Source organism: Methyloversatilis sp. NSM2, from assembly GCF_038066675.1.
Classification (GTDB): domain Bacteria; phylum Pseudomonadota; class Gammaproteobacteria; order Burkholderiales; family Rhodocyclaceae; genus Methyloversatilis; species Methyloversatilis discipulorum_A.
On record NZ_JBBUKV010000001.1, the window covers coordinates 451,631 to 473,186 of the forward strand.

At 63.2% G+C, this 21,556-nt stretch carries 18 protein-coding genes and 1 pseudogene; 10 read left to right on the top strand and 9 right to left on the bottom strand.

The window, feature by feature from the left end:
• Nucleotides 1-6: 6 nt before the first annotated feature.
• The 5 genes from WJU27_RS02090 to pelG all read left to right on the top strand — a co-directional run bounded on the left by WJU27_RS02090 (nucleotide 7) and on the right by pelG (nucleotide 5,927).
• Entirely contained in the window at nucleotides 7-534 is a 528-nt protein-coding gene (locus WJU27_RS02090) for a penicillin-binding protein activator LpoB (protein WP_296812453.1), read from the top strand.
• Complete coding sequence (locus tag WJU27_RS02095; RefSeq protein WP_341420985.1) at nucleotides 531-1,922, top strand: PelD GGDEF domain-containing protein; 1,392 nt, start codon at nucleotides 531-533, stop codon at nucleotides 1,920-1,922. The genes WJU27_RS02090 and WJU27_RS02095 overlap by 4 nt, the downstream gene beginning before the upstream one ends.
• On the top strand, nucleotides 1,912-2,913 hold the full coding sequence (locus WJU27_RS02100; RefSeq protein WP_341420986.1) for a hypothetical protein: 1,002 nt from the start codon (nucleotides 1,912-1,914) through the stop codon (nucleotides 2,911-2,913). The genes WJU27_RS02095 and WJU27_RS02100 overlap by 11 nt, the downstream gene beginning before the upstream one ends.
• Nucleotides 2,914-2,979: 66 nt before the next feature.
• Complete coding sequence (pelF, locus tag WJU27_RS02105; protein ID WP_341420987.1) at nucleotides 2,980-4,557, top strand: GT4 family glycosyltransferase PelF; 1,578 nt, start codon at nucleotides 2,980-2,982, stop codon at nucleotides 4,555-4,557.
• Nucleotides 4,557-5,927, top strand: coding sequence for an exopolysaccharide Pel transporter PelG (gene pelG, locus WJU27_RS02110; protein WP_341420988.1), 1,371 nt, complete (start codon nucleotides 4,557-4,559; stop codon nucleotides 5,925-5,927). Before pelF ends, pelG begins: the two co-directional genes overlap by 1 nt.
• Nucleotides 5,928-6,097: 170 nt before the next feature.
• Here the strand turns inward: pelG and rsgA are convergent, their stop codons facing one another.
• Genes rsgA through WJU27_RS02125 form a run of 3 tightly spaced genes read right to left on the bottom strand, consistent with a single transcriptional unit; the run spans nucleotide 6,098 to nucleotide 8,560 of the window.
• The gene (gene rsgA, locus WJU27_RS02115; protein ID WP_020165197.1) at nucleotides 6,098-6,982 is read right to left on the bottom strand and encodes a ribosome small subunit-dependent GTPase A; all 885 of its coding nucleotides are present in this window, start codon (nucleotides 6,980-6,982) and stop codon (nucleotides 6,098-6,100) included.
• 4 nt (nucleotides 6,983-6,986) lie between these two features.
• Nucleotides 6,987-7,325, bottom strand: coding sequence for a 4a-hydroxytetrahydrobiopterin dehydratase (locus WJU27_RS02120; RefSeq protein ID WP_341420989.1), 339 nt, complete (start codon nucleotides 7,323-7,325; stop codon nucleotides 6,987-6,989).
• A 2-nt stretch (nucleotides 7,326-7,327) separates the two neighbouring features.
• A complete protein-coding gene (locus WJU27_RS02125; protein WP_020165195.1) occupies nucleotides 7,328-8,560 on the bottom strand; it encodes a M48 family metallopeptidase in 1,233 nt (410 codons plus the stop codon).
• Between the two features lie 140 nt (nucleotides 8,561-8,700).
• Between WJU27_RS02125 and orn the strand changes: the two genes are divergently transcribed.
• Nucleotides 8,701-9,249, top strand: coding sequence for an oligoribonuclease (gene orn / locus WJU27_RS02130; RefSeq protein WP_019917634.1), 549 nt, complete (start codon nucleotides 8,701-8,703; stop codon nucleotides 9,247-9,249).
• A gap of 4 nt (nucleotides 9,250-9,253) precedes the next feature.
• Nucleotides 9,254-10,870 (top strand): NAD+ synthase, encoded by a 1,617-nt coding sequence (locus tag WJU27_RS02135; RefSeq protein ID WP_341420990.1) that lies wholly within the window; start codon nucleotides 9,254-9,256, stop codon nucleotides 10,868-10,870.
• A 3-nt stretch (nucleotides 10,871-10,873) separates the two neighbouring features.
• Here the strand turns inward: WJU27_RS02135 and WJU27_RS02140 are convergent, their stop codons facing one another.
• Complete coding sequence (locus WJU27_RS02140) at nucleotides 10,874-11,626, bottom strand: hypothetical protein (protein WP_341420991.1); 753 nt, start codon at nucleotides 11,624-11,626, stop codon at nucleotides 10,874-10,876.
• A 398-nt stretch (nucleotides 11,627-12,024) separates the two neighbouring features.
• Nucleotides 12,025-12,387: a transposase gene (locus tag WJU27_RS02145; RefSeq protein WP_341420992.1), complete on the bottom strand. Its 363-nt coding sequence runs from the start codon at nucleotides 12,385-12,387 to the stop codon at nucleotides 12,025-12,027.
• Between the two features lie 250 nt (nucleotides 12,388-12,637).
• Between WJU27_RS02145 and WJU27_RS02150 the strand changes: the two genes are divergently transcribed.
• A complete protein-coding gene (locus WJU27_RS02150; protein ID WP_341420993.1) occupies nucleotides 12,638-14,692 on the top strand; it encodes a hypothetical protein in 2,055 nt (684 codons plus the stop codon).
• A complete protein-coding gene (locus tag WJU27_RS02155) occupies nucleotides 14,685-15,581 on the top strand; it encodes a hypothetical protein (RefSeq protein WP_341420994.1) in 897 nt (298 codons plus the stop codon). The genes WJU27_RS02150 and WJU27_RS02155 overlap by 8 nt, the downstream gene beginning before the upstream one ends.
• A gap of 310 nt (nucleotides 15,582-15,891) precedes the next feature.
• Here WJU27_RS02155 and WJU27_RS02160 read toward each other — a convergent pair whose 3' ends face one another.
• On the bottom strand, nucleotides 15,892-16,557 hold the full coding sequence (locus tag WJU27_RS02160; RefSeq protein ID WP_341420995.1) for a DUF1353 domain-containing protein: 666 nt from the start codon (nucleotides 16,555-16,557) through the stop codon (nucleotides 15,892-15,894).
• 266 nt (nucleotides 16,558-16,823) lie between these two features.
• Between WJU27_RS02160 and WJU27_RS02165 the strand changes: the two are divergent.
• Nucleotides 16,824-17,065: pseudogene (locus tag WJU27_RS02165) on the top strand (transposase); the annotation flags it as partial.
• 267 nt (nucleotides 17,066-17,332) lie between these two features.
• On the opposite strand, the gene WJU27_RS02170 reads toward WJU27_RS02165, so the two are convergent.
• Genes WJU27_RS02170 through WJU27_RS02180 form a run of 3 tightly spaced genes read right to left on the bottom strand, consistent with a single transcriptional unit; the run spans nucleotide 17,333 to nucleotide 21,528 of the window.
• Nucleotides 17,333-19,678, bottom strand: coding sequence for a tetratricopeptide repeat protein (locus tag WJU27_RS02170; protein ID WP_341420996.1), 2,346 nt, complete (start codon nucleotides 19,676-19,678; stop codon nucleotides 17,333-17,335).
• Nucleotides 19,675-20,073: a tetratricopeptide repeat protein gene (locus WJU27_RS02175; RefSeq protein ID WP_341421615.1), complete on the bottom strand. Its 399-nt coding sequence runs from the start codon at nucleotides 20,071-20,073 to the stop codon at nucleotides 19,675-19,677. Before WJU27_RS02175 ends, WJU27_RS02170 begins: the two co-directional genes overlap by 4 nt.
• Nucleotides 20,074-20,082: 9 nt before the next feature.
• Nucleotides 20,083-21,528 carry a trypsin-like peptidase domain-containing protein gene (locus tag WJU27_RS02180; protein ID WP_341420997.1) on the bottom strand — a complete coding sequence of 482 codons (1,446 nt, stop codon included), beginning with the start codon at nucleotides 21,526-21,528 and terminating at the stop codon, nucleotides 20,083-20,085.
• Between the last annotated feature and the right edge of the window lie 28 nt (nucleotides 21,529-21,556).

Genomic DNA, 21,556 nt, shown 5'->3' on the forward strand with positions numbered 1-21,556 from the left:
GTTCGCATGAAACGCCTGATCAACTACATCGCCGGCCTCGCTGCCGCGCTGGCGCTGCTCGCCGGCTGCGCCGTCATCGACCACTCGGCGCCATCCGGCGCCGACAAGTCGGCGGCCTGGGTGCTGCTGCCCTTCAGCAACGCCACCGAAACGCCGTTTGCCGGCCAGCGCGCCGAAGCGGTGACCGAGAATCTGCTGCGCGCGCTCGGCGTTGCCAACGTGCAGCGCTATCCGTCCGATCTGCAGCGCGACAACCTGTTCGAAACCGGGCAGGCGAAGGACGACGCGAAGGCGATCGAGTGGGCGAAGGCGCAGGGTGCGCGCTACGCCGTGACCGGTACGGTCGATGAGTGGCGCTACAAGGTCGGCGTCGATGGCGAGCCGGCGGTTGGCATCGCATTGCAGATCGTCGAGGTCGACAGCGGTCGCGTGCTGTGGAGCGGCGTTGGCGGCAAGAGCGGCTGGAGCCGCGAATCGCTGGCCGCGGTGGCGCAGGAACTGATCAAGTCGCTGCTGGTGCCGGCGCTGAAATGAACGACCGCTCGCCCGGCGAGAAGCCGGTCATCCGGCGCACCGAGGAGCCGCTGCTGCGGCGCCTGATGGCGCGCTTCACGCCGACCGCGTCCGGTGCCGGAGCGGCGGCCGTGGCCGAGACGCTGGCCACGCCGCTGCTCGCGCTGCTGCTCGCTTTCTGGCTCAACCCGCTCGACCCCTTCTTCCTGCGGGCGCAGTTCGCCTGGGTGTGGCTCGGCCCGGTGCTGGTGGCACTGCGCTACGGGCCGATTCCGGGCCTGACCGCCAGCGCCATCGTTTTCGCCGCGTGGTTCGTGTTTGGCGAACTGGGTGTGGCGCTGGGCGAACTGCCGAAGCTGTACTTCCTCGGCTGGCTCATCACGGTGATGATCTGCGGCGAGTTCTCGTCGCTGTGGCGCAATCGCGTGCGGCGTGCGGAAAGCGTGCAGGCCTACCTGGAGCAGCGCCTGGAGTATCTGACGCACCAGCATTACCTGCTGCGCCTGTCGCACGACCGGCTGGAGCAGGACCTGATTTCGCGCCCGGTGTCGATGCGCGACGCGCTGGTGAGTCTGCGCGGGCTGGCCTCGGCATCCGGCGCAGCCGGTGATGCGCTGCCGGGTGCATCCGACCTGCTGCGTCTGGTCGCGCAGTACTGCCAGATCGAACGCGCGGCGCTGCTGCCGGTCGATGCCGACGGCCGCCCCGATGGCGGTGCGCCGACCTATCTTGGCGCGCCGTTCGACATCGACGCCGGCGATCCGCTGATCGGCTTCGCGCTGGAGCGCCGCCGGCTGGCGCACGTGGCGCTCGACGACGAGCGCGCCGACGGCGGCTCGCGCTATCTGGTGGTGGCACCGCTGAGCGATATGAGTGGTTCGATGCGGGCGCTGCTGGTGGTCGACCGCATGCCTTTCTTCGCGCTGCACGAAGAAACGCTGCAGATGCTGAACCTGCTGCTCGGCTACTACGCCGACGGCCTGTCGGCGAGCGAGCTGGCGGCACCGCTGCGCGCGCGCTTCGCCGACTGCCCGCTCGACTTCGCCTTCGAAATGGCACGCATGTGGCGCGTCCGCGTCGAGTCCGGCGTCGCCAGTGCGCTGGTTACGCTGGAATTTCCGGCGGGCGATGAGGGGCGCGAACTGGTGCAGCAGATCGCCCGCATCCAGCGCTCGCTCGACGTCGTGTGGCGCGTCGACGGCGGTGACCGCCCGCGTCTGCTGACGCTGATGCCGCTGGCCGGCAGCGCCGCGGTCGAAGGCTATCTGGCGCGTATCGACAGCTGGTTGCGCCAGCACCGCGGCAGCGGACTGGACGACAGCGGCGTCGGCAGCCGCATCAGCATGCTCGATCAGGTCGAGCCGGTTGCTCTGTTGAGCGGCGTGCTGAAGGTGCGACATGGGCAGTAGCCAACTCGCCTTCGCTGCGCTGCTCGCCGAGCTGACCGCCTTCTACGGCCTCGGCAACATCGAGGCGCCGGATCTCGCGCTGTCCGCCTACCTGGCGGCACACGCGCCGGCCAGCCTGATGCTCGCGCTGGCGGTGTATGCGCTGATTCCGCCGGCCCGCTCGAAGCCGCGCACGAGCGTGCTGGCACTGCTGTTCAGCTGCATCTTCTTCGTGCCGGTACTCGGTTTCGTCGGCGTGCTGGCGGGCGCGCTGATGCGCCACCTGTTGCCGCGGCTGAAGGCGCCGCAGCGTTTCTCGGCGGTGCGGCTGCCGGATCTGGACATCCACGAAAGCAGTGAGAAGTCGGCCGCCGGCTTCCGTCAGGCCGGCGTGCGCCAGTTCCTGAAGAACGAACGCGCGCCGGTGCCGCAGCGTCTGCGTGCCATGGTGGCGCTGTCGCACGCGCCGTCGCGCATCGGTTCGCCGGTGCTGCGCGAACTGCTCGGCGATTCCGAAGACGATCTGCGCCTGCTCGCCTACGGCCTGCTCGACAGCCGCGAGAAGCGGCTCAACGCCGACATCCACGAAGCCCGTCAGCGTTACGCCGCGAGCCGCGACGCCGAACAGCGCAGCCGCGTCGCACACCAGTTGGCGGCGCTTTACTGGGAGCTGATCTATCAGGGGCTGGTACAGGGCGATCTGCTCGACTACGCGGTCGGCGAAGCGCTGCGCTACAGCGAATCAGCACTGCAGACGCACGGCAACGATCCGGCGCTGCATCTGCAGCACGGCCGTCTGCTGCAGCAGATGGGCCGGCTGGAGGAGGCCGATGCGGCCTACCGGCGTGCGCGCGAACTGGGTCTGCCCGCTTCGCGCGTCGTGCCCTATCTGGCCGAACTGGCGTTCGCGCGACGCGACTTCACGCAGGTGCGCGCGCTGCTGCAGACGATGCAGGACTGGGAAGGTCTGTCGCGGCTGCAGCCGGTGCTGAAATTCTGGGGGCAGGCATGAGTGCAGCACTGATCGATCGGTTCGACCGCAGCCTCCCTTCGTGCGGCAGCGACGGAGGAACATCCAGTGAGTGAGGTGATCCGCCGGGCGGAGCAGGGCGTCGACGTGGCGCTGTTGCTGGAGGGCACCTTCCCCTATGTATCGGGTGGCGTGTCGAGCTGGGTGAACCAGATCATCCGCGCCCACCCCGACCTGCGTTTCGCCGTCGTTTTCATCGGCAGCCGGCGCAGCGACTACGGCGACATGCGCTATGCGCTGCCGGACAACGTCGTGCACCTGGAAGCGCATTACCTGCACGACGACCTCGGCGGCGGCGCCAGTGCGCACGACCGCAAATCCGGCATGGCCGGCGACGCGCAGGCCTTCGAGCGGATGGCGGCGCTGCATGAATCCTTCCGCCATGGCGGCGCTGACGTCGAGGCGTTGTTCGCCGAAGCCTGCCGCGACATCCGGCCCGGCGGACGCATCGATCTCGACGCCTTCCTGCGCAGCGAAGCGTCGTGGGACATCGTTACCGACCGCTACCGCAAGTACTGCAGCGACCCGAGCTTCGTCGATTACTTCTGGACGGTGCGCATCATGCACCAGCCGCTGTGGCAGCTCGCCCGCATCGCGCACACGCTGGTGCCGGCCAAGGTCTATCACAGCGTGTCGACCGGTTACGCCGGCTTTCTCGGCGCCATGCTGGCGCAGTCGACCGGGCGTCCGCTGGTGCTGTCGGAACACGGCATCTACACCAAGGAACGCAAGATCGACCTCTACCAGAACGAGTGGATACGCGACAACCGCAACGTGTTCCAGAAGGACGCGTCGGAGCTGAGCTACTTCCGCCAGCTGTGGATACGCTTCTTCGAATGGCTGGGGCGCATCACCTACGCCGCCGCCGACCCCATCATCGCGCTGTACGAAACCAACCGGCTGCGTCAGGTGGCCGACGGCGCGGACGCAGCGCGCACGCGCAACATTCCGAATGGCGTGGCGATACAGCGGCTGGCGCCGCTGCGCGCGCAGCGGCCGGACGTCGTGCCGCCGGTGCTGTGCCTGATCGGTCGCGTGGTGCCGATCAAGGACATCAAGACCTTCGTGCGCGCGATGCGCCGCGTGGTCAATCGTATGCCCGAGGCGCAGGGCTGGATCGCCGGCCCTGCCGATGAGGATCCGGCCTACGCCGAGGAGTGCCGCAACCTGGTCGACAGCCTCGGCCTGTCCGACAACGTGCGCTTTCTCGGCATGCAGAAGATAGACGAGCTGATGCCGAAGATCGGTCTGGTCGTGCTGTCGTCGATTTCCGAGGCGCTGCCGCTGGTGTTGCTCGAAGGCTATGCAGCCGGCGTGCCGGCCGTGTCGACCGACGTCGGCTCCTGCCGCCAGCTGATGTATGGTCTGGGCGAGGAGGACGAGGCGCTGGGTGCCGCAGGCCGCGTGGTCGGCATCGCCGACCCGCAGGCGCTGGCCGACGCTGCGCTCGAACTGCTGAACGACGGTGCGGCCTGGCAGGCGGCGCAGCATGCGGGCATCGCTCGCGTCGAGCGTTACTACAGCGACGCGCTGATGTTCGACCGCTACCGCGCCGTCTATGACGAAGCGCTGGCGCGCGACACGCGCGGCGCCGGCGGCTGCCCGTTCGGACACGGAGCGCGCTGATGGCCGGCATCGGTTTCGAACTGCGCAAGCTGCTGAAGAAGGACAGTCTGCTCGGGCTGGTCCAGGCCTACAGCTACGCCGGCGTGATCGGCTCCGGACCGTGGGTGCTGTCCATCGTGGGCATCCTGATGGTGGGTCTGCTGTCGCGCGCGGTGGTGGTGCCGGAATTCCTGATCACGCAGTTCCAGGTGTCGGTCACCTATCTGATCTCGAGCTCGCTCATCCTGACCGGGCTGGTGCAGCTCGCCTTCACCCGCTTCATTTCCGACCGCCTGTTCGAGAAGCGCGACGACCTCGTGATGTCGAACTTCAACGGTCTGCTGCTGTGGGTGCTGGCCGTTGCCGGCGTGGTCGGGCTGCTGCTCGCCTTCACGCTGTTCGCCGGCCTGTCGGTGTCCTATCGGCTGCTGATGCTGGCCGGCTTCGTGCTGTTGTGCGGCATCTGGGTGGCCACCATCTTCCTGTCCGGCCTGAAGATGTACCGCGCCATCCTGCTGCTCTACGCGCTCGGTTACGCGGTCACCGTGCTGTCGGCGCTGGCGGCGCGGCCGTGGGGGCTCGAAGGCCTGCTGGGCGGATTCGTGCTCGGGCACTTCGTGCTGTTCGTCGGCATGTGGATGATCACCGCCTGGCACTACCGCTCGCGGATGACGATTTCCTACGAATTCGCCCGCCGCGAGACGCGCTATCCGTCGCTGATGCTGATCGGCCTGCTGTACAACCTCGGCGTCTGGGTGGACAAGTTCATGTTCTGGAGCTGGCCGGAAACGTCGGACGCCATCATCGGTCCGCTGCGCGCGTCGGTCATCTACGACCTGCCGGTGTTCATGGCCTATCTGTCCATCATTCCGGGCATGGCGGTGTTCCTGGTGCGCATCGAAACCGATTTCGTCGAGTACTACGACCGCTTCTTCGACGCGGTGCGCACCGGCGGTTCGCTCGAGTACATCGAGGACATGCGAGACGAGATGGTGTACTCGATCCGCCAGGGGCTGGCCGAGATCGGCAAGATCCAGACGCTGGCCATGCTGGCCGCCATCGTCGCCGGTCCGGCGGTGTTCGCGGTGCTGGAGATTTCGGAACTGAACCTGCCGCTGCTCTACATCCAGACCCTGGCCGCCAGCCTGCAGGTCGGTCTGCTGGCGCTGCTGAACGTGTTCTTCTACCTCGACCAGCGCCGCATCATTCTCGCGCTGTGCGGCTTCTTCTGTCTGTCCAACATCGCCTTCACTGCCTTGTCATTCCAGCTGGGCGCCAGCTTCTACGGCTATGGCTACGCGCTGTCGGTGCTGCTGACGCTGATGCTGGGCCTGTGGGCGCTGGACAGGAAGCTGGGGCGGCTGGAGTACGAGACTTTCATGCTGCAGTGAGCGTGCATGCGTGCGATCGCGGCGTGTATCGGAGCCGGCGGAATGCAGCGGCCGCGTCGCGGCCAAGGCCGCTCCCACTGGAGATATGCGCCAGACACGCGGCCGGAGCGGTTTCTGTGGGAGGGGTCTTCTGACCCCGACGGGGCCTTGCACATGCGCGCAGGCGCTGCTCAGTACTGCGGGGCAGCTGCCGTGGTGATTTCGTGGCGCAGCAGGTGATAGAGCGCCAGGCGGTCCGGTGCGACGTGGTCGCGCAGGCCGCAGCCCGGTTCGCTGTCGTGCGCGCAGTCACGGAAGCGGCATGTGCCCAGATGCGGACGGAAATCCGGGAAGGCCTGTTCGAGGTCGTTTACGTCGAGCTGGGCGAGACCGAATTCCTGCAGGCCCGGGCTGTCGATCAGCGCGCCGCCACCGTCGAGCGCGTAGAGCTTTGCGTAGGTGGTGGTGTGCTTGCCCGAATCGAGTGCCTGCGACACCTCGCGCGTCGCGGCGCGCGCTTCGGGCACCAGCGCATTGACCAGCGTCGACTTGCCCATGCCGGACTGGCCGGTGAACACGCTGGTGTGATCGCGCAGGAAGGGGCGCAGTGCGTCCGCGCCTTCGACCGCGCTCATCTCAAGCACCTCGTAACCCAGCGCACGGAACGGTGCGAGCGCAGCGCGGGCGGCGTCGAGCGAGGCGGTGAGGTCGCACTTGTTCAGCACGATCAGCGTCTGCAGCTGCTGCGCTTCGCACGCAACGAGGATGCGCGAAATCAGTTCCGGGCTGAACGACGGTTCGGTGGCGACGACGATGGCGACCAGATCGACGTTGGCGGCGACCATCTTCTGCTTCCACATGTCCTTGCGGTAGAGCAGGCTGGTGCGCGGCAGCACTTCGGCGATGCGCGCCTGGTCCTCGCCCTGGATGTCGAGCAGCACGCGGTCGCCGCAGGCGATGTCCGACTTCTTGCCGCGCGGGAAGGCCTGCAGTTCGCGCCCGTCCTCCAGCCGTGCAACGTAGTGCCGGCCGTGGGCCGACACGATGCGGGCGGCCGGCTGCAGAGTTTTTTTCAAACCGTCAGGCGGCGTCGCGCATCGCCTCGATGCGGGCGGCGCAGATCAGATCATTGAGGGACACACCGCGCACGCTGTGCGTGGTGAACACCACGCGTACGCGGTTGGCGCCGAACATGATGTCCGGGTGGTGATCTTCGGCCGCAGCCAGCGCGGCGACCTGGTTCACGAAGGCGACGGTCTGCGCGTAGTCGGTGAACTGGAAGTCCTTGGCGATGTGCTTGTCGATTTCGATCCAGCCGCGCAGATCCTTCAGGGCCGCGGCGAGCGCCTCGCCCTCGATGCGGCGGTGGGCGCCCTTCTGCGGCGTGCAGTGTTGTTGTGCGAGTTCTTGTGCGGTCATCGTCAGGTGGATTGCAGCCGCGCCACGCGCAGCGCGGCCGGCGGGTGGGAGTCGTAGAACTGCGAGTACAGCGGGTCCGGCGTCAGCGTCGAGGCGTTGTCGCGGTACAGCTTGACCAGCGCGGTGACCAGCCAGTCGGCGCGGGTCTGTGCTACGGCGTAGGCGTCGGCCTCGAACTCGTGCTTGCGCGACATCAGCGACAGGATGGGCGACAGCGGGAAGCTGAACACCGGAATCACCAGCGCGAACAGCGTCAGTGCCATCGCATCGCCCTGCGACGATACGCCCAGCTGTTCGAAGAACCACGGCGCATCGACCAGCCAGCCGAGCAGCGCGAAGAAGGCGAGGCTGCCGGCGGCGATCCAGCCGACGCGCTTCCAGATGTGGTGGTGCTTGTAGTGACCCAGTTCGTGCGCGAGCACCGCTTCGATCTCGTCGCCGCCGAGGCGGTTGAGCAGGGTGTCGAAGAACACGATGCGCTTGCCCTTGCCGAAGCCGGTGAAGTAGGCGTTGCCGTGCGCCGAGCGGCGCGAGCCGTCCATCACGAACAGGCCGTCGGAGCGGAAGCCGCAGCGCTCGAGCAGCGCCTCGATGCGGCTGCGCAGCTCGCCCGCCGGCATCGGCTCGAACTTGTTGAACAGCGGTGCGATGAAGGTCGGGTAGAGCACCATCATGGCGAGGCTGAAGGTGAGCCAGAAGGCCCAGGCGTACACCCACCAGGCGGCGCCGAGGCTGTCCATGATCCACAGCACCGCGGCGACTGCCGGCGCGCCGATGGCGGCGCCGATCAGGCCGTGCTTGATCTGGTCGCCGAAGAACATGCCCAGCGTCATCTTGTTGAAGCCGAAGCGCTGTTCGATCACGAAGGTGCGCCACATGAGCACCGGCAGGTCGATCAGCGACGAGGCGAAGGCGACGATGCCGATGAACACGAGGTCACGCACCATGCCGTCGCCGGCGAGGCGGCCGGCCAGATCGAACATCCATTGCAGGCCGCCGCCCAGCGTCAGCACCAGCAGCCACAGCGCGCCGATGACGACGTCGGCGCGGCCGAGACCGGCGCGCGCGACCGTGTAGTCGGCGGCCTTCTGGTGGGCATCGAGCGGAATCGCTTCGCGGAAGGCGACCGGCACCTCGCTGCGGTGGGCGGCGACGTGGGCGCGGTGACGGGTGGCCAGCCACAGGCGCACGCCGGTGGTCAGCACGAGAGCGGCGACGAAGATTTCGGTGAGCATGGTGGGTTGCCTCGGGTGGATGCGGTTCCGGTCAGGATCAGAGTCAATTTAGACTCAGTCCAGGTCACGCGAGTGTGACAAAATCGGGCCGATCCGCGTTCGGACGAACGCATTAATCCCGCTTGGAAATTTTCTCGATTATGGCACAGGACCCCACACATCTCGTCTGGCTGGACATGGAAATGACCGGTCTGGATCCGGACAACGACCGCGTGATCGAACTGGCCTGCGTGGTCACCGATGCCAATCTCGAAGTGATCGCGGAGGGCCCGGTGCTGGTCGTGCATCAGTCCGACGAAGTGCTCGGCGGCATGGACAGCTGGAACACCGCCACCCACGGCAAGTCCGGCCTGACCGAGCGCGTGCGCGCCTCGACGCTGGACGAGAACGAAGCGGCCGCGCAGATGATCGCCTTCCTCAGTCAGTACGTACCCGAGCGCACCAGCCCGATCTGCGGCAACTCGATCTGCCAGGACCGGCGCTTCCTCGCCCGCCACATGCCGACGCTCGAAGCCTGGTTTCACTACCGCAACCTCGACGTGTCGACACTGAAGGAACTGTGCAAGCGCTGGCGGCCGCAACTGGCCGCGCAGTTCAAGAAGGCGCAGCGGCATGAGGCGCTGGCCGACATCTACGAATCGATAGACGAACTGAAGTTCTACCGCGAACACTTCCTGCGCATGGAGTGAGGCGATGAGCACCCTTCGCATCGCCGTTGCGCAACTGAACTGCGTGGTCGGCGATCTCGACCACAACGCCGCGCTCATTCTCGACGCCGCGCACCGCGCGGCGGAGCAGGGCGCCGACCTGCTGCTGACGCCCGAACTGGCGCTGTGCGGCTACCCGCCGGAAGACCTGCTGCTGCGCCCGGACTTTCACCGCGCCTGCGCGCACGCGCTGGCCCGCATCGCCGCGGAGGCGCCGCGTGATCTGGCAGTGCTGGTGGGGCACCCGCACGCGAGCGGCGAGTGCCGGTACAACGCCGCCAGCGTGATCCGTGGCGGCCGCGTCGAGGCCACCTATTTCAAGATGCGCCTGCCGAACTACGAAGTGTTCGACGAGGAACGCTACTTCGACGCCGGCACGCAGCCGCTGGTGATCGACGTCAAGGACGTGAAGGTGGGCGTGAACATCTGTGCCGACGTGTGGGAGCCGGGTGCGGCCGAAGCCGCGGCTGCTGCGGGCGCACAGCTGCTGGCCGTGCTCAACGCGTCGCCCTACCACCTGAACAAGCCGGTCACCCGCGAACAGGTGGTGGCCGAGCGCGTGCTTTCCACCGGCATTCCGGTCGTCTACTGCAATCTGGTCGGCGGCCAGGACGAACTGGTGTTCGACGGCGCCTCGTTCGCGCTCGACCGCCGCGGTCGCCTGGCCTGGCGCGCGCCGCACTGCCGCGAACATTTCGCCACGGTCGAATTCAGCGCCGGCGACATCGTCGCTCAGCCACTGCCGCCGCAGACCACCGTCGAACAGGACTGTTACGAAGCGCTGGTGCTGGGCGTGCGCGACTACCTCGGCAAGAACGGCTTCAGGTCGGCGCTGATCGGCCTGTCAGGTGGCGTCGATTCGGCGCTGACGCTGTGCATCGCGGTCGACGCCATCGGCGCCGAGCACGTGCGTGCGGTCATGATGCCGTCGCCCTACACCGCGCAGATGAGCCTCGACGACTCGCGCGAACTGGTGCGCAATCTCGGCGTGCGTTACGACGAAGTGTCGATCGCTCCCGCGATGCAGACCTTCGAGCAGATGCTGAAGCCGCTGTTCGGCGACGCCGCCGCCGACACCACCGAAGAGAATGTGCAGGCCCGTGCCCGCATGATCATGCTGATGGCGCTGTCCAACAAGACCGGCGCCATCGTGCTCACCACCGGCAACAAGAGCGAAATGGCGGTCGGCTATTCGACGCTCTACGGCGACCTGGCCGGTGGCTTCGCGGTGATCAAGGACATCTACAAAACCTTCGTCTACCGCCTCTGCGCTTGGCGCAACAGCCAGCGCCACGACATCCCGGACAACATCCTGACCCGTGCGCCGTCGGCCGAACTGCGCCCGAACCAGACCGACCAGGACAGCCTGCCCGCCTACGAAATCCTCGACGCCATCATCCAGGCCTACATGGAGCGCGACCAGTCGCCGCGCGAAATCATCGCCGCCGGCTTCGCCGAGAACGACGTGAAACGGGTGATCGGGCTGCTGAAGCGCAACGAGTACAAACGCCGTCAGGCACCGCCGGGCGTGCGGGTGACGGAGCGGGGGTTCGGCAAGGACTGGCGGTATCCGATTACGAATCGGTATCGGGACGAGGACTGAGGCTTACGCCCCGCGACCACCGAGTTCTAGCACGACATCTTCCGGATAGGCGAAGAAGAAGGTGCGCGAGAAAGGGCTGTGGATGCGGTCGGGATTCAGCTTGTCGCCGAGATCGAACAGTTGCGACGGTCGGGTTCTGTCAGACACCAGCAACAACCAGTTTTCCTGAATGACCTCACGATAGGCCGGAAGGCAAAGTGCTTTCTGGTCTATGCGGGTCTGAACGATTGCATCGGTCAACGGCGCAACCCAGCCTGCGCGCGGTACGACCCAGTGCCCCATGTCGTAGTTCGGAACGCCGAGCATATGGATGAATGCGATCTCGTCGGGCAGTGTGTTCTCGCCATCTTCTGGATACCATCTGACGTAACGGCCCTCATCAACTTGCAGACCCGCGACAAAGGTCGCGATTGCTCGAGCGGTCGCTTCGCGATTCGATCGACCCAAGTCCGCGCCCGGCATGAAACGGACGCTGACATGAGCTGGCGGTGCATTCGACGCGATGTAGAGCGCTCGTGCCCGCCGGGCGATGCGTGTTGCTATCGATTCGAATGCCTGAAGGGACTTGGGCCCGGCGAGGGCATTGACGAACAGTTCCGTCACCTCAAGTCCGAATTGGCGACCTTCAAATTCAACGATGAAGTCGGGCGGTTCAGTCTCAGCGACTACTTTCATATCCATTCGCGAAGACCGGGCGAAGCTCTCCACGAGGAAGCGCTCGCGGCCCTTCTTTCTGATGGCATGCCGCGTAGTCATGACGATTCAACTCCTTACGCAAGGCGAGATCGTTCGGTGCCGGAAATTGCTCAGATAGTACTTAGCGATGTCCCCTGCTGATCGACATGCCCTGTAGTCTGCATGCTTCTCGACGCCGACTAGGAGCACGTTGCGGTTCTCGGACAGCGCATCCTCCATGTACTGGCGCCTCACTTCGGTGAACCGGCCCTTGTCTTACAACCCCGCTACTGAGTGGCTGGTGCTCTGGCGCGTTGCGGTGTGTGTTATCTGTTTGACTCGCATCCGTGTCTCGTCCTATCGGCTTGTCTGGATCACCGTCATCCTTGGGTACGAAGCTCGTGTGACAGGCTTAGATCTTAAACATAGAGTGTTATCAACGCTGAAGTGCTCGTCGGACACGAAGCCCTGCCTCTCGGTCAGATGCAGTACGCGGCGGAAAAACTGGCGTGCGACGTCGGTATCAAACAGACGGTCGAGATTGATGCTGAAGAGTTGCGTTCCCACACCGCATCGCCTATGCCCAGACCAACAAACCAGCGGAACAGCAGGTTGTAGTCGAGCTGCTCGACGAGCTGACGCTCGCTGTGGATGGTGAAAAGGATCTGCACGAGCAAAACACGCAGCAGCTGCTCGGGCGGAATCGACCAGCGCCCGGTATGTGACGAGCGTTGATCAAACAGCGCGCTCATGTTGGCACGGATGCCGTCGTCCAGAGCGCGCAGGGTGCGCAACGAGTGGTCCTTCGGCACGCGTTGTTCCCGGCTCACGTAGCTGGACATCGACGCCTGGGGATTCTATTGGTCACGCAAGGGAAATCGGGAAAGTGGGAAGACGATTCGGGGCAGGAGTCTGCCTCAAAACCCGCGACACGAGCAGGAGTCGGGGTTTCTCATCAGCCTGTTAGCCCAATGAGCCCAGTGATCGCGAGAGAGGTTCAAGGGAATTGTGGGTGGGCGGCTCATACAAATGGATGATTTCATACGGATGCTATTCGTCTAGTGTCAAGTGTCGCTGCAAAGGGTACTGACTATGCGTAGAAGCGTTGGCATCCTCAAAATTTGCGCTGCTATCGTCGTATGGTTTGGCGTTTCTATCGAATCGCCTGCGTACGCTGAAGTTAATCGACGTGGAAGCCTCGAACTCCTGCTAATGGTCGATCTAGATCGGTTTGCTGAAGACGAATTTGCTCCGTTCAGGAAGCTATTGCTGGACGAGGCCGAGAGGTTGGGCGCCACCGAGTCGATTTCGTTGAAGCCTGGAGAGAGCACCCTGAACCAATTGGTCTCACGCACATACGGTTACGCAGATAAGCGTGGTGCTGCTCCATTTCGTCAGGTTCAGGCAGAGATTGTTAGTTCGATCATCAAGCTAAACAACGTTGACCCCACCAAGCTTCGACCAGGACAGACCTTTCTTGTGCCTCAGTTCATTCGACGCCCCCTAACCAGAGGTAGTTCGCCGGCAATTGCTCAGGTCCTGAACGCAAGCAATACGAAGCGCTATCTCGCATCGTATGATTCCGTAACAGAACAAAGCTGGTCTTACACTATTGCAGCACCCTCTACTACATCGAACGCCGCTCTGTGGTCGCGCGATGCCGTTCTCTCTGACGAAGCAGTGTTATCCACAACGACGCAGCGGCGAGCTGCAACTACCTTGATCGGAGTAGATGCCGATCAATTAGAAGAGGTGGGCGGTATTCCATGGCTGCGGAGTAAAATACGAGATGGTGCGTTCTCCTTGCTCCCCGATACGACGCACTATATTATCAATTTTAATCAAACCCCTATTGCGCGCTCTCTAAGTAAAGTCTCGGCCGACGAATATCCGGAAGCGACTAAATCTCCATTTAAACTTAACCCAGAGCAACTCCGTAAAGTCACGCAGGCAGGCCCTGGAAAACTCTATTTGCTTGATGTTTTCTCCAGTACGGAGGGTTGTAAGCATGGGGATCTTGTCTATGACAAAGCAGTGCAAACTCTGAAGTCTCTTGGGCTCGCTAATGAAGTGGGGCGGATTCAAAAGATTTCGGTTGATTTCTACGCGGACCGAGCACGTAACACTCAGCTCATTAAAGACTGGATAGATAGGTCCTTCCGAGGAAACGCGCTAAAAAACTACAATCAGGCCTTAAGCGCGTTAATGAACTCTCCCTCTCCTTCAGGAGTTGCGTTAGATTCAGTTGAAGTCCCAGGCTTATTTCTCCAAGCGCTTTACGGGATGCTGTCGGAAGACCCTTCAACACTGGTGGTGTCAGGATCCTTCTATACTTTGGCAGCCGATGCCGTATTTCCGAAAGAGATCATCCTTCACGAACATGCGAGTCTTGTTAGTGCGGTGCTAAACGAGGCGAGTGCTATTGAGGCGCGCACTCATTACAATAAAGAGCCGCTGAGTACCTTCAATCTCTACCGTGAACTAATTGGAACTGTGCTAGTGGGCTATTTCGATCGAGATGGTGTTCCGCGTGGCATGTACTCCGAAAAAGGCTTCGGCGTCACCACGATTGATGACGGCGTTGTTTTAGGAACAATGGGCGGATGCACTGGTTTGCAGACACAGGGCGCTAGTTTTGCCGCCCCGGTGGTTGCAACAAAATTACTGGTAGGGCGATTGCTATGGGCTTCGGAGGCAAACGTCCCTAATGCCATAGCTGCACGGAATCGGCTAGTCGGCAGCGCAGATGTAAATAGAGCTTACCTAGGAAAGTACTGGTCAGCCGGCGCTTCTTCACCTGCCAAATTGTATGCATCTGTCGGTAATTATCTTGTGACGCCGGAGGGCAGCACGTCTGACGCCGCATTAATGAGCGGACGCCTTACAGTCACGGTCGAGATTCCGTCGGTATTTGGCGCAACGCTGGCTGAATATATCTTTGATCCTGACCCCACAGATTCCTCGCGAGGGTTTACTGCCTTACTTTTGGATGGCGAATCAGCGTTTATGTTGGAGAAGCAACTATCTCAGCCCCCCGTATGGAGGGAGAGGCGCATAAATGGCATCTGTTTCTGTGTCAATGAAACTACGGTGGTGCCAATTTCAGAAGCCAAGAAGCTTATCAAGGAGGTACGTCGACATGAGTAGATATCTTCGCCTAGAAATTAAATGCACTTTGATTATGGCGACCTCATTCATTCTTGCCGCCTGCCCGTCCCCAAGTGGAGATTATGTAACTGCGCTCAAGAAAGCAATTGGGGAGGATGTCAGAGATTTTCAAGTGTTGAGCTATCCGACGAACTCATTCGGCGTTGCAACCGCTTTCGTTGCCTCCACGCCGGGCACGTCCGTTTCGGACAAAGACTTCCTATGTGCGACTTGGAAGTGCCTTGGTGCTCAAGGAGGTATTGCGCCTAATAGTGCTGTGGAGAGCTTGAACATTACTGTTAGAGGTATAAATTACGCAGAAATTGGCAGCGGCGGGGCGGTAAAGTTGGATGCGGATTCTGCAAATGACTACGCATTCAAAGTGGCGCTACCACGGATTCAACAAGTTCTTAATCTTGGGATTGGGCTCGATTATAAGACGGCAAATAAGGTTGAACTAGAGTTTGGTAAGGCAACGAAACGTTATCTTAGTAAACCTGACTTTATTGCTTATATTAACAACGAGGGAGGTGTCAGTCCAACCAAAATGCAACTGCAAAAAGCGCTTGCTCAGGGCGCGCTCGTAGTTGTCGTTGCAGATGTGGTTCTTGATTCGATTAAGGCGACGGTAAAAGCCTCGAACGAACTGGCGCCGCAGATCGACGCTAAGCTTGAGGGGCTATCCTCAAAGATATTTTCGGACACGCAATCCTCCTTTAAAGTGACCAAGACGGATAGCGCAACCTATGTGATAGAGTCGCTTGGCCCGGTCGTTGCGCTTCGCCTTTTGAAAGCGCAGCCGGGAGGGGGGCTTCTTGGCGCAGACAATAATTGGAACGATTGGGCTGTCGTAAGCGGTCCCACTACACCGATCAAAGAGATGCCGTGACCTAATTTAGCTGTATGCGCATGCCGAGCCTCTGTTCGAAGAAGATCAGGGGACAGACTCTCATGTTCAACCTGCTGCCAGTATATCTGAATCAGACATATAGACGTCACGGACCGGTTGATCGGGCGGCTGCTGCAAGATCGGGATTCCCTCGGTCAGTGGAAGCCAGAGTCGGGGTGCGTTTGCGCACCAGCGGTTAGCCGAACTTGGCGGGTTAGCCGGCGTTCATTGGTAAAAGTCCACTAGAGTAACAATTGGTGTTTAGAAATAAAAGACTTCAGCGTTCTTAGGTTGTTGGTGTTCAATGTATCTAGAAGAGCCTAAGAAATTCAATATTAATCTGTTCATGAGGATGTTTTTGTTTTTGCTTGAATTGTGTGAACGCTGCCGCGCAGGCTTGTTTCACCTTCGGGTTTGGGAAAGGCGGGTGCAGTAGACCATCTTGCTTCGCGGCGTCTGCTTGGAGCGAAGTCCAAGTGGACTTCGGGTCTGCATGGCTTCGCATAAGTCGTTCAGCGTAATCTTGAGTGAAGAAGCGAGTCTCGCCCGTCGCTCGTGATTCGCTATTACGCTTCCATGCCATTTCTGCAATTGAATTTCTGATCCCAATGTAGATGCTTTCAATATTTTTCACCGACAGTTCTTCCATTGCAAGGTACATGACCGCGTCCGCCTCATCCTTTGTGCAAGACTGCTCCCAGTAAAGATAGTCGTGGATAATGGCCGGCGCCATGGTCGCCTCATGGGGCCCCTGCCACCACCAGAGCCATCTTGGAATGCTCGCTAAGTCAGTGACGAATCCAATAGGCACCACGATCTCGTATTTTCCGTCCTTCGTAGAGTAGCGTAACGGCTTGGAAACGACGAATAGCGGAGGTTCGCTCAGAACAAGTTGGGTGGTAGTCGGGCGTGTGATCGTACACGATGAAAAAAGAAAAAAGAGCGCCAGAAGTGGAATTCTTGATGCAATATTCATGACGGTTATCTCCCCGAGATTGGACGTCTCCTGATTGGTCAAATAGCTCAATAGATTGTTGAATCGGAATATTACCCTTTTGCGGAAAGTCTGTATCCCTCTTTTTTCTAGGTCGTCATGATTTGAGTCGCCCGGTTTTTCTAGCAGGCTTGTGCGAAACTCCGACACCTGCTCGGAGCGCGGGCTTTGAGTCAGACTCCTTCTCCGAATCGTCTTCCTTCTTTTCCCGATTTCCCATGGGCGGCCAATAGAGTTCCCAGGCGTCGGTGTTCAGCTACGTTAGCCTGGAACAACGCATTCCGAAGGATCAGCTGCGCACAGCATTCTCGCCAGCATGAGCGCGTTGTTCGAACAACGCTGCTTTCATACCGGGCGCCGGTCGATTCCGCCCGAGCAGTTCCTGCGTGTTTTGCTCGCGCAGATCCTCTTCACCATCTGCAGCGAGCGTCAGCTCGTCGAGCAGCTCGACTACAACCTGCTGTTCCGCTGGTTCGTCGGCCTGGGCATGTGATGCATTCGTGGCGCAGCGGTGGTGCCGTTGAGACCTTGCGGGACGCTGCCATTCACGTCGGTCTCTGGTCGGTTTGCGGGGGGGGCGGTGAAGCGCATATGCACAAGGCGCCAAAGAAAGCGCCTGAGTGGCGTACGCATTTCTTCTGAAATGCGATTGACTGCGGCGACGTTGCCGGGCCACGGGGTGAGTGGCCTGACAGTGGCATCTCAAAGATGTCGCTCTTGGTACGGAGTCCCTCTGCATAACGACGGAGGGGGCGCTTCATGGATCGCTCACCGCCGCCGCGAAATCCGGCATCTTCGTCAGGATGTCGTTACGCAGTGACTGTGCTGCGGCGACGTTCTGCTGGCGCAAACCGAGGTAGCTGCTGCGCAGGCCGGCGGCGTCGCGCGCGTTGGCGTGTACCAGCGCCTTCACATGCCAGGCGTTCAGGAAGCCGGGGTAGCGCGCCGTCAGGCGGTCCAGCACCGCGATGCCCTTGGCGAACTGCCTGTTCTGTCCGTAAGCCTGACCGAGGAAGAACTGACCGTCGGGCGACTCAGGTGCCAGTTGCTCGGCGCGCTCCAGCACTTCGATCGCGCGGCCGACTTCCCGCTTCAGCATCAGCGCGTGGCCCAGATTGATCCAGCCGTTGACGGTCTGAGGGTCGAGCCGCACCGCGACTTCGAGTGCTTCCACCGCCTCCGCCGGGCGGCCCAGCAGAATCAGCACATAGCCTTTGCTGCTCCAGGCCGGACCCGCGGTGGGATGGCGCTGGGTCGCGCGGGTCGCGTAGTCGAGGGAGCGCGCGTGATCCTGCTCGCGACCGTATTGTGCGCAGCGGGCGAGCAGCACTTCGAGACTTTCAGGCGCGGCCGCCTCGGCGCGCGTCAGTGCAGTGCGCGATTCGTCTATCAGCCCGGCACGCAGCGCTGCTTCGCTCAACGCGATCTGGTCCGGCGCCGTGGCGCCGGGCAGACGGGCCAGATTGCGGGCGCTGGCAAGTGCGCCCGGCCAGTCGCCGAGCTGGCTCTGCACCTGATTCAGCTCGCGCAGGGCCGCTGCGTCATCGGGGTGGCGCGCAACGACCCGTTGACGCAGTTTCGCGGCCCCCGCGCGGTCGCCGGTGTTCGCCAGATGCCGGGCAAGGCTCAACTGCGCTTCGCGATGATCCGGATCGCGCGCCAGTACCGCGTCGATCATCTTCCGCCCTTCTTCTGCACGCCCGCTGTCCATCAGCAGGGCGCCCAGCGGCGCCGCGGCATCGTTGGACGCGGGTGCGATGGCGAGTGCCTTGCGCAGCGACTGTTCGGCCTCGGTATAGCGGCTCTGCGCCAGCGACTCGTGCGCGAGCGCGATCAGTGTGGCCACGTTTTCGCTGCCGGAACTTGCGGTCGAGAGCACCGCGCGCGCCTGGTCGGTCTGTCCCGCGGCCTTCAGCGAACGCGCCAGTGCGGCCGACCACGACACCTGCCCCGGCTGGTGCCGCAGGGCGATGCGCCATGCACGTGCGGCTTCGGCTGGCCGGCCGAGCGCGTCATGCGATTCCGCCAGCAGCGCCCAGGCGTCGTCGTCATTCGGGCTGCGCCTGATGGCCTGATTCGCCAGTTCGTGGGCGGCGCGCGCGTCACCTTGCCGCATCCGCCATCGGCCTTCGACCCGATACGGGTAGCCGGAAAGGGGCTGGGCCTCCTTGGCGCGGGCAAATGCGGCCGCGGCTTCCGCCGGGCGTTTGCCGACGAGCCGGACGTCGGCCAGTTCGACCCAGGCGTCGGCGTTGCGCTCGTGCAGTTCGAGTGCGCGCAGCTGGTCGCGCTCGGCTTCGTCGTAGCGGCCGAGGTTCATCCTGGCCAGCCCACGCAGGCGCCAGGCCTCGGACGTATCGGGCAGGGCGTCGATCCAGCGGCTTGACCATTCGGCCAAGGCAGCCATGTCACCCGACGAGCGCAGCCGCTCTGCCTCTTCCGCCCAGCGAGGTTCGGCCTCGGGTACGACGAAGGGTGGCGGCGGCGCCGTTCCTCGCTGGGCGAGGTCGCCGATCCATTCGACCGGCAGCGCGATATTGGTGTTCTGTCCCGCTACCATGGTGCCGGTGGTGATGCCGACCAGCCGGCCCTGGTCGTCGAACAGGCCGCCGCCGCTGGAGCCCGGCGACAGCGACGCCGACACGACGATGATCGGGGCGCTGTCGCCCGTCAGCAGATTGGATACCAGGCCACTGCTGACCGAGACACCCAGGCCGAGCGGGTTGCCGATCGCATGCACCCGATCGCCGACAGCGAGCGTGGCGCCCGCCCGCTGCGAGACCGCAGGCGCGTCGAGCGTGTCGACTTCGAGCCGGCACAGATCGCGCTCGACATCGCCGAGGGTCCAGCGGGCGCTGTGGGTCTTGTTGCCGTCATTCACCGAGATCGATTTCGCGTAGCGGATGACATGGCAATTGGTGATGACGGTCGCGCGTGCGATCACCACACCGCTCCCTTCGCCGGCGATACGGTCCTCGATGTCGATGGCACGGACGGTCACCACCCCGGACAGTGCGGCTTTTACCGATGCCGCCGGTGGTGTGTCGGCCGAGGCCGGCAGGCCGTGGGTGGCGAGCAGCAGGATGAAGGCGCGGCGCATCATCGCGTGATCTCCAGCGGCACGATGCAGCAGAGGTAGGCAAGTTCGGCGCGTTCGCGGTCCAGTTCGCGCAGCCGGCCGTATGCCCGGCGGGCGTCTTCGTGGCGATCGAGCTTGTAGTATACCTCGACCAGCGCTTGCCATACCTGGATCTGCGACGGGTCGATCGAGATGGCGTGCTCCAGGGATTTCACCGCGTCGGCATTCCGGTTCGTGCTGGCGTGGATGAATCCGATCTGTCGCCAGCCGTCCGGATCCTTGGGGAAGTCCTTGGCCCAGCGCTTGAAGATGTCCATCGCCTCGTCGAAACGTGCGGAGTCCTTCAGTGCGAGACCGAGCCGCCAGCGCCACAGGGGTTCGTCCGGCGACAGCGCGATCGCCGTGCGGAAAGAGGCGATCGCTTCCGTCTATCGCTGCTGGGCATACGCGTTCTCGCCGATGGCGGACCACACCCAGGCGGGTGACCGGGGCTTGTGCTCAAGGCTGAGCCTCAGCACCCGCGACGATTCCTGCGGGCGCCCGAGCGCCGCCAAGGCGCGGCCGCGGAAATACAGCAGATCGCCATCGGTATCCGCCGACGCACCTTGCCCGAGGATGAGCTCCAGCGCCCGTTCGGGCTTCCGGGCGGCCAGGTATGCGTCGGCGAGTCGCATCACTGCGCCGGTGTCGTTCCGCGCGAGGTGGTGCGCTCGCCGGCGATAGTCGAGCGACGCCGCGGTGTCGCCGCGGAGTGCTGCAATGTGGGCGAGGCCGTCAAGCGGGCCGCTCGACCACGGATACAGCTGCTGAGCGTGACGGTAGGACGCTTCCGCTTCATCGAGGCGTTTCGCCATCGCTTGCGTGTAAGCCAGCATCAGCCACGCGTCCAGCTCGTCACCGAAATCGGCAGTCAGCCGCCGGGCAGCGGTCAGCGCGTCGTCGGTCTTCTGCTGCCCGATCAGGGTGCGGCACAGGCCGAAGGCCGCCTGGCGATGGCTGGCGTCCAGCGCGAGTGCGGCGCGATAGGCGGCCTCGGCCGCCGGCGTTCTGTTCAAGCCCTCGTTGGCCTGTGCTTTTGCGATCTGCGCGTCCACGCTCGTGCGGTGACGCTTGGACCAGCGATCGGCATGCTGCAGCAGTTCGGTCCATTTCTGCTCCGCGACCAGGCGCTCGGCCTCGGCGGCAAAGCGTGACTGTTCCTGGGCGGCCGCGTCGATGACGGCGGCGCGCTGGGCAACGCCGGCAAGCTGGCGCGCCTCGATGGCGAAATTGATGTTCTGGCCTTCGCGCCTGGACGTTTCGATCATGCCGATCAGCGCGCCGCTGGCGTCGAACAGGCCGCCACCTTCGGAGCCCGGGGAGATGGCTGCCGTGAACTGGATGCGCCGTTCGTTGTTGGCACCGCGTATTGCCGACACGACGCCCTCCGAAATGCCGGTGCCAAGTCCCAGGCCGTTACTGACGGCATAGACGGTGTCCCCGGCCGATGGCAGGCCGGCGAGCCTGGGGGCCGGCAGCTTGCGGGCTCCGTCGGCGACCAGCGCACACAGTGCGTTCTGCGCGTCGCGCGACTCCAGTCGTGCAACGAGGACCGTGCTGTCCTTGCGCAGCTGCAGGGTGTGCTGTTGCAGGTTCCAGCCGGTTTCGCAGCGGGTGACGAAACGACCGCCGCCCAGTGACAACGCACTGGCGACGGCCTCGGCAACGCCGTTCTCGTCCTGCAGATGCAGCTCGTACACGCTGGACGAGGCGCGCTCGAATACGGCGCGTGGGTCGGACCCTCCGTTGGCGGACCCCGACAGCATCATGGCGACTGAAATCAGGACGACGGTCTTCGTGCGCAGCGTGCTGTGCGGGGCGGTGAGGGCGGACATGGCGGACTCTGGCGCAGGCGACAGCGCG

Bases quoted from the DNA above. Each gene is read 5' to 3' on its own strand.
- WJU27_RS02090 (WP_296812453.1), top strand. From the start codon at position 7: ATGAAACGCCTGATCAACTACATCGCCGGCCTCGCTGCCGCGCTGGCG.
- WJU27_RS02095 (WP_341420985.1), top strand. From the start codon at position 531: ATGAACGACCGCTCGCCCGGCGAGAAGCCGGTCATCCGGCGCACCGAG.
- WJU27_RS02100 (WP_341420986.1), top strand. From the start codon at position 1,912: ATGGGCAGTAGCCAACTCGCCTTCGCTGCGCTGCTCGCCGAGCTGACC.
- pelG (WP_341420988.1), top strand. From the start codon at position 4,557: ATGGCCGGCATCGGTTTCGAACTGCGCAAGCTGCTGAAGAAGGACAGT.
- WJU27_RS02120 (WP_341420989.1), bottom strand. From the start codon at position 7,325: ATGACCGCACAAGAACTCGCACAACAACACTGCACGCCGCAGAAGGGC.
- WJU27_RS02125 (WP_020165195.1), bottom strand. From the start codon at position 8,560: ATGCTCACCGAAATCTTCGTCGCCGCTCTCGTGCTGACCACCGGCGTG.
- orn (WP_019917634.1), top strand. From the start codon at position 8,701: ATGGCACAGGACCCCACACATCTCGTCTGGCTGGACATGGAAATGACC.
- WJU27_RS02135 (WP_341420990.1), top strand. From the start codon at position 9,254: ATGAGCACCCTTCGCATCGCCGTTGCGCAACTGAACTGCGTGGTCGGC.
- WJU27_RS02140 (WP_341420991.1), bottom strand. From the start codon at position 11,626: ATGACTACGCGGCATGCCATCAGAAAGAAGGGCCGCGAGCGCTTCCTC.
- WJU27_RS02145 (WP_341420992.1), bottom strand. From the start codon at position 12,387: ATGTCCAGCTACGTGAGCCGGGAACAACGCGTGCCGAAGGACCACTCG.
- WJU27_RS02150 (WP_341420993.1), top strand. From the start codon at position 12,638: ATGCGTAGAAGCGTTGGCATCCTCAAAATTTGCGCTGCTATCGTCGTA.
- WJU27_RS02155 (WP_341420994.1), top strand. From the start codon at position 14,685: ATGAGTAGATATCTTCGCCTAGAAATTAAATGCACTTTGATTATGGCG.
- WJU27_RS02160 (WP_341420995.1), bottom strand. From the start codon at position 16,557: ATGAATATTGCATCAAGAATTCCACTTCTGGCGCTCTTTTTTCTTTTT.
- WJU27_RS02170 (WP_341420996.1), bottom strand. From the start codon at position 19,678: ATGATGCGCCGCGCCTTCATCCTGCTGCTCGCCACCCACGGCCTGCCG.
- WJU27_RS02180 (WP_341420997.1), bottom strand. From the start codon at position 21,528: ATGTCCGCCCTCACCGCCCCGCACAGCACGCTGCGCACGAAGACCGTC.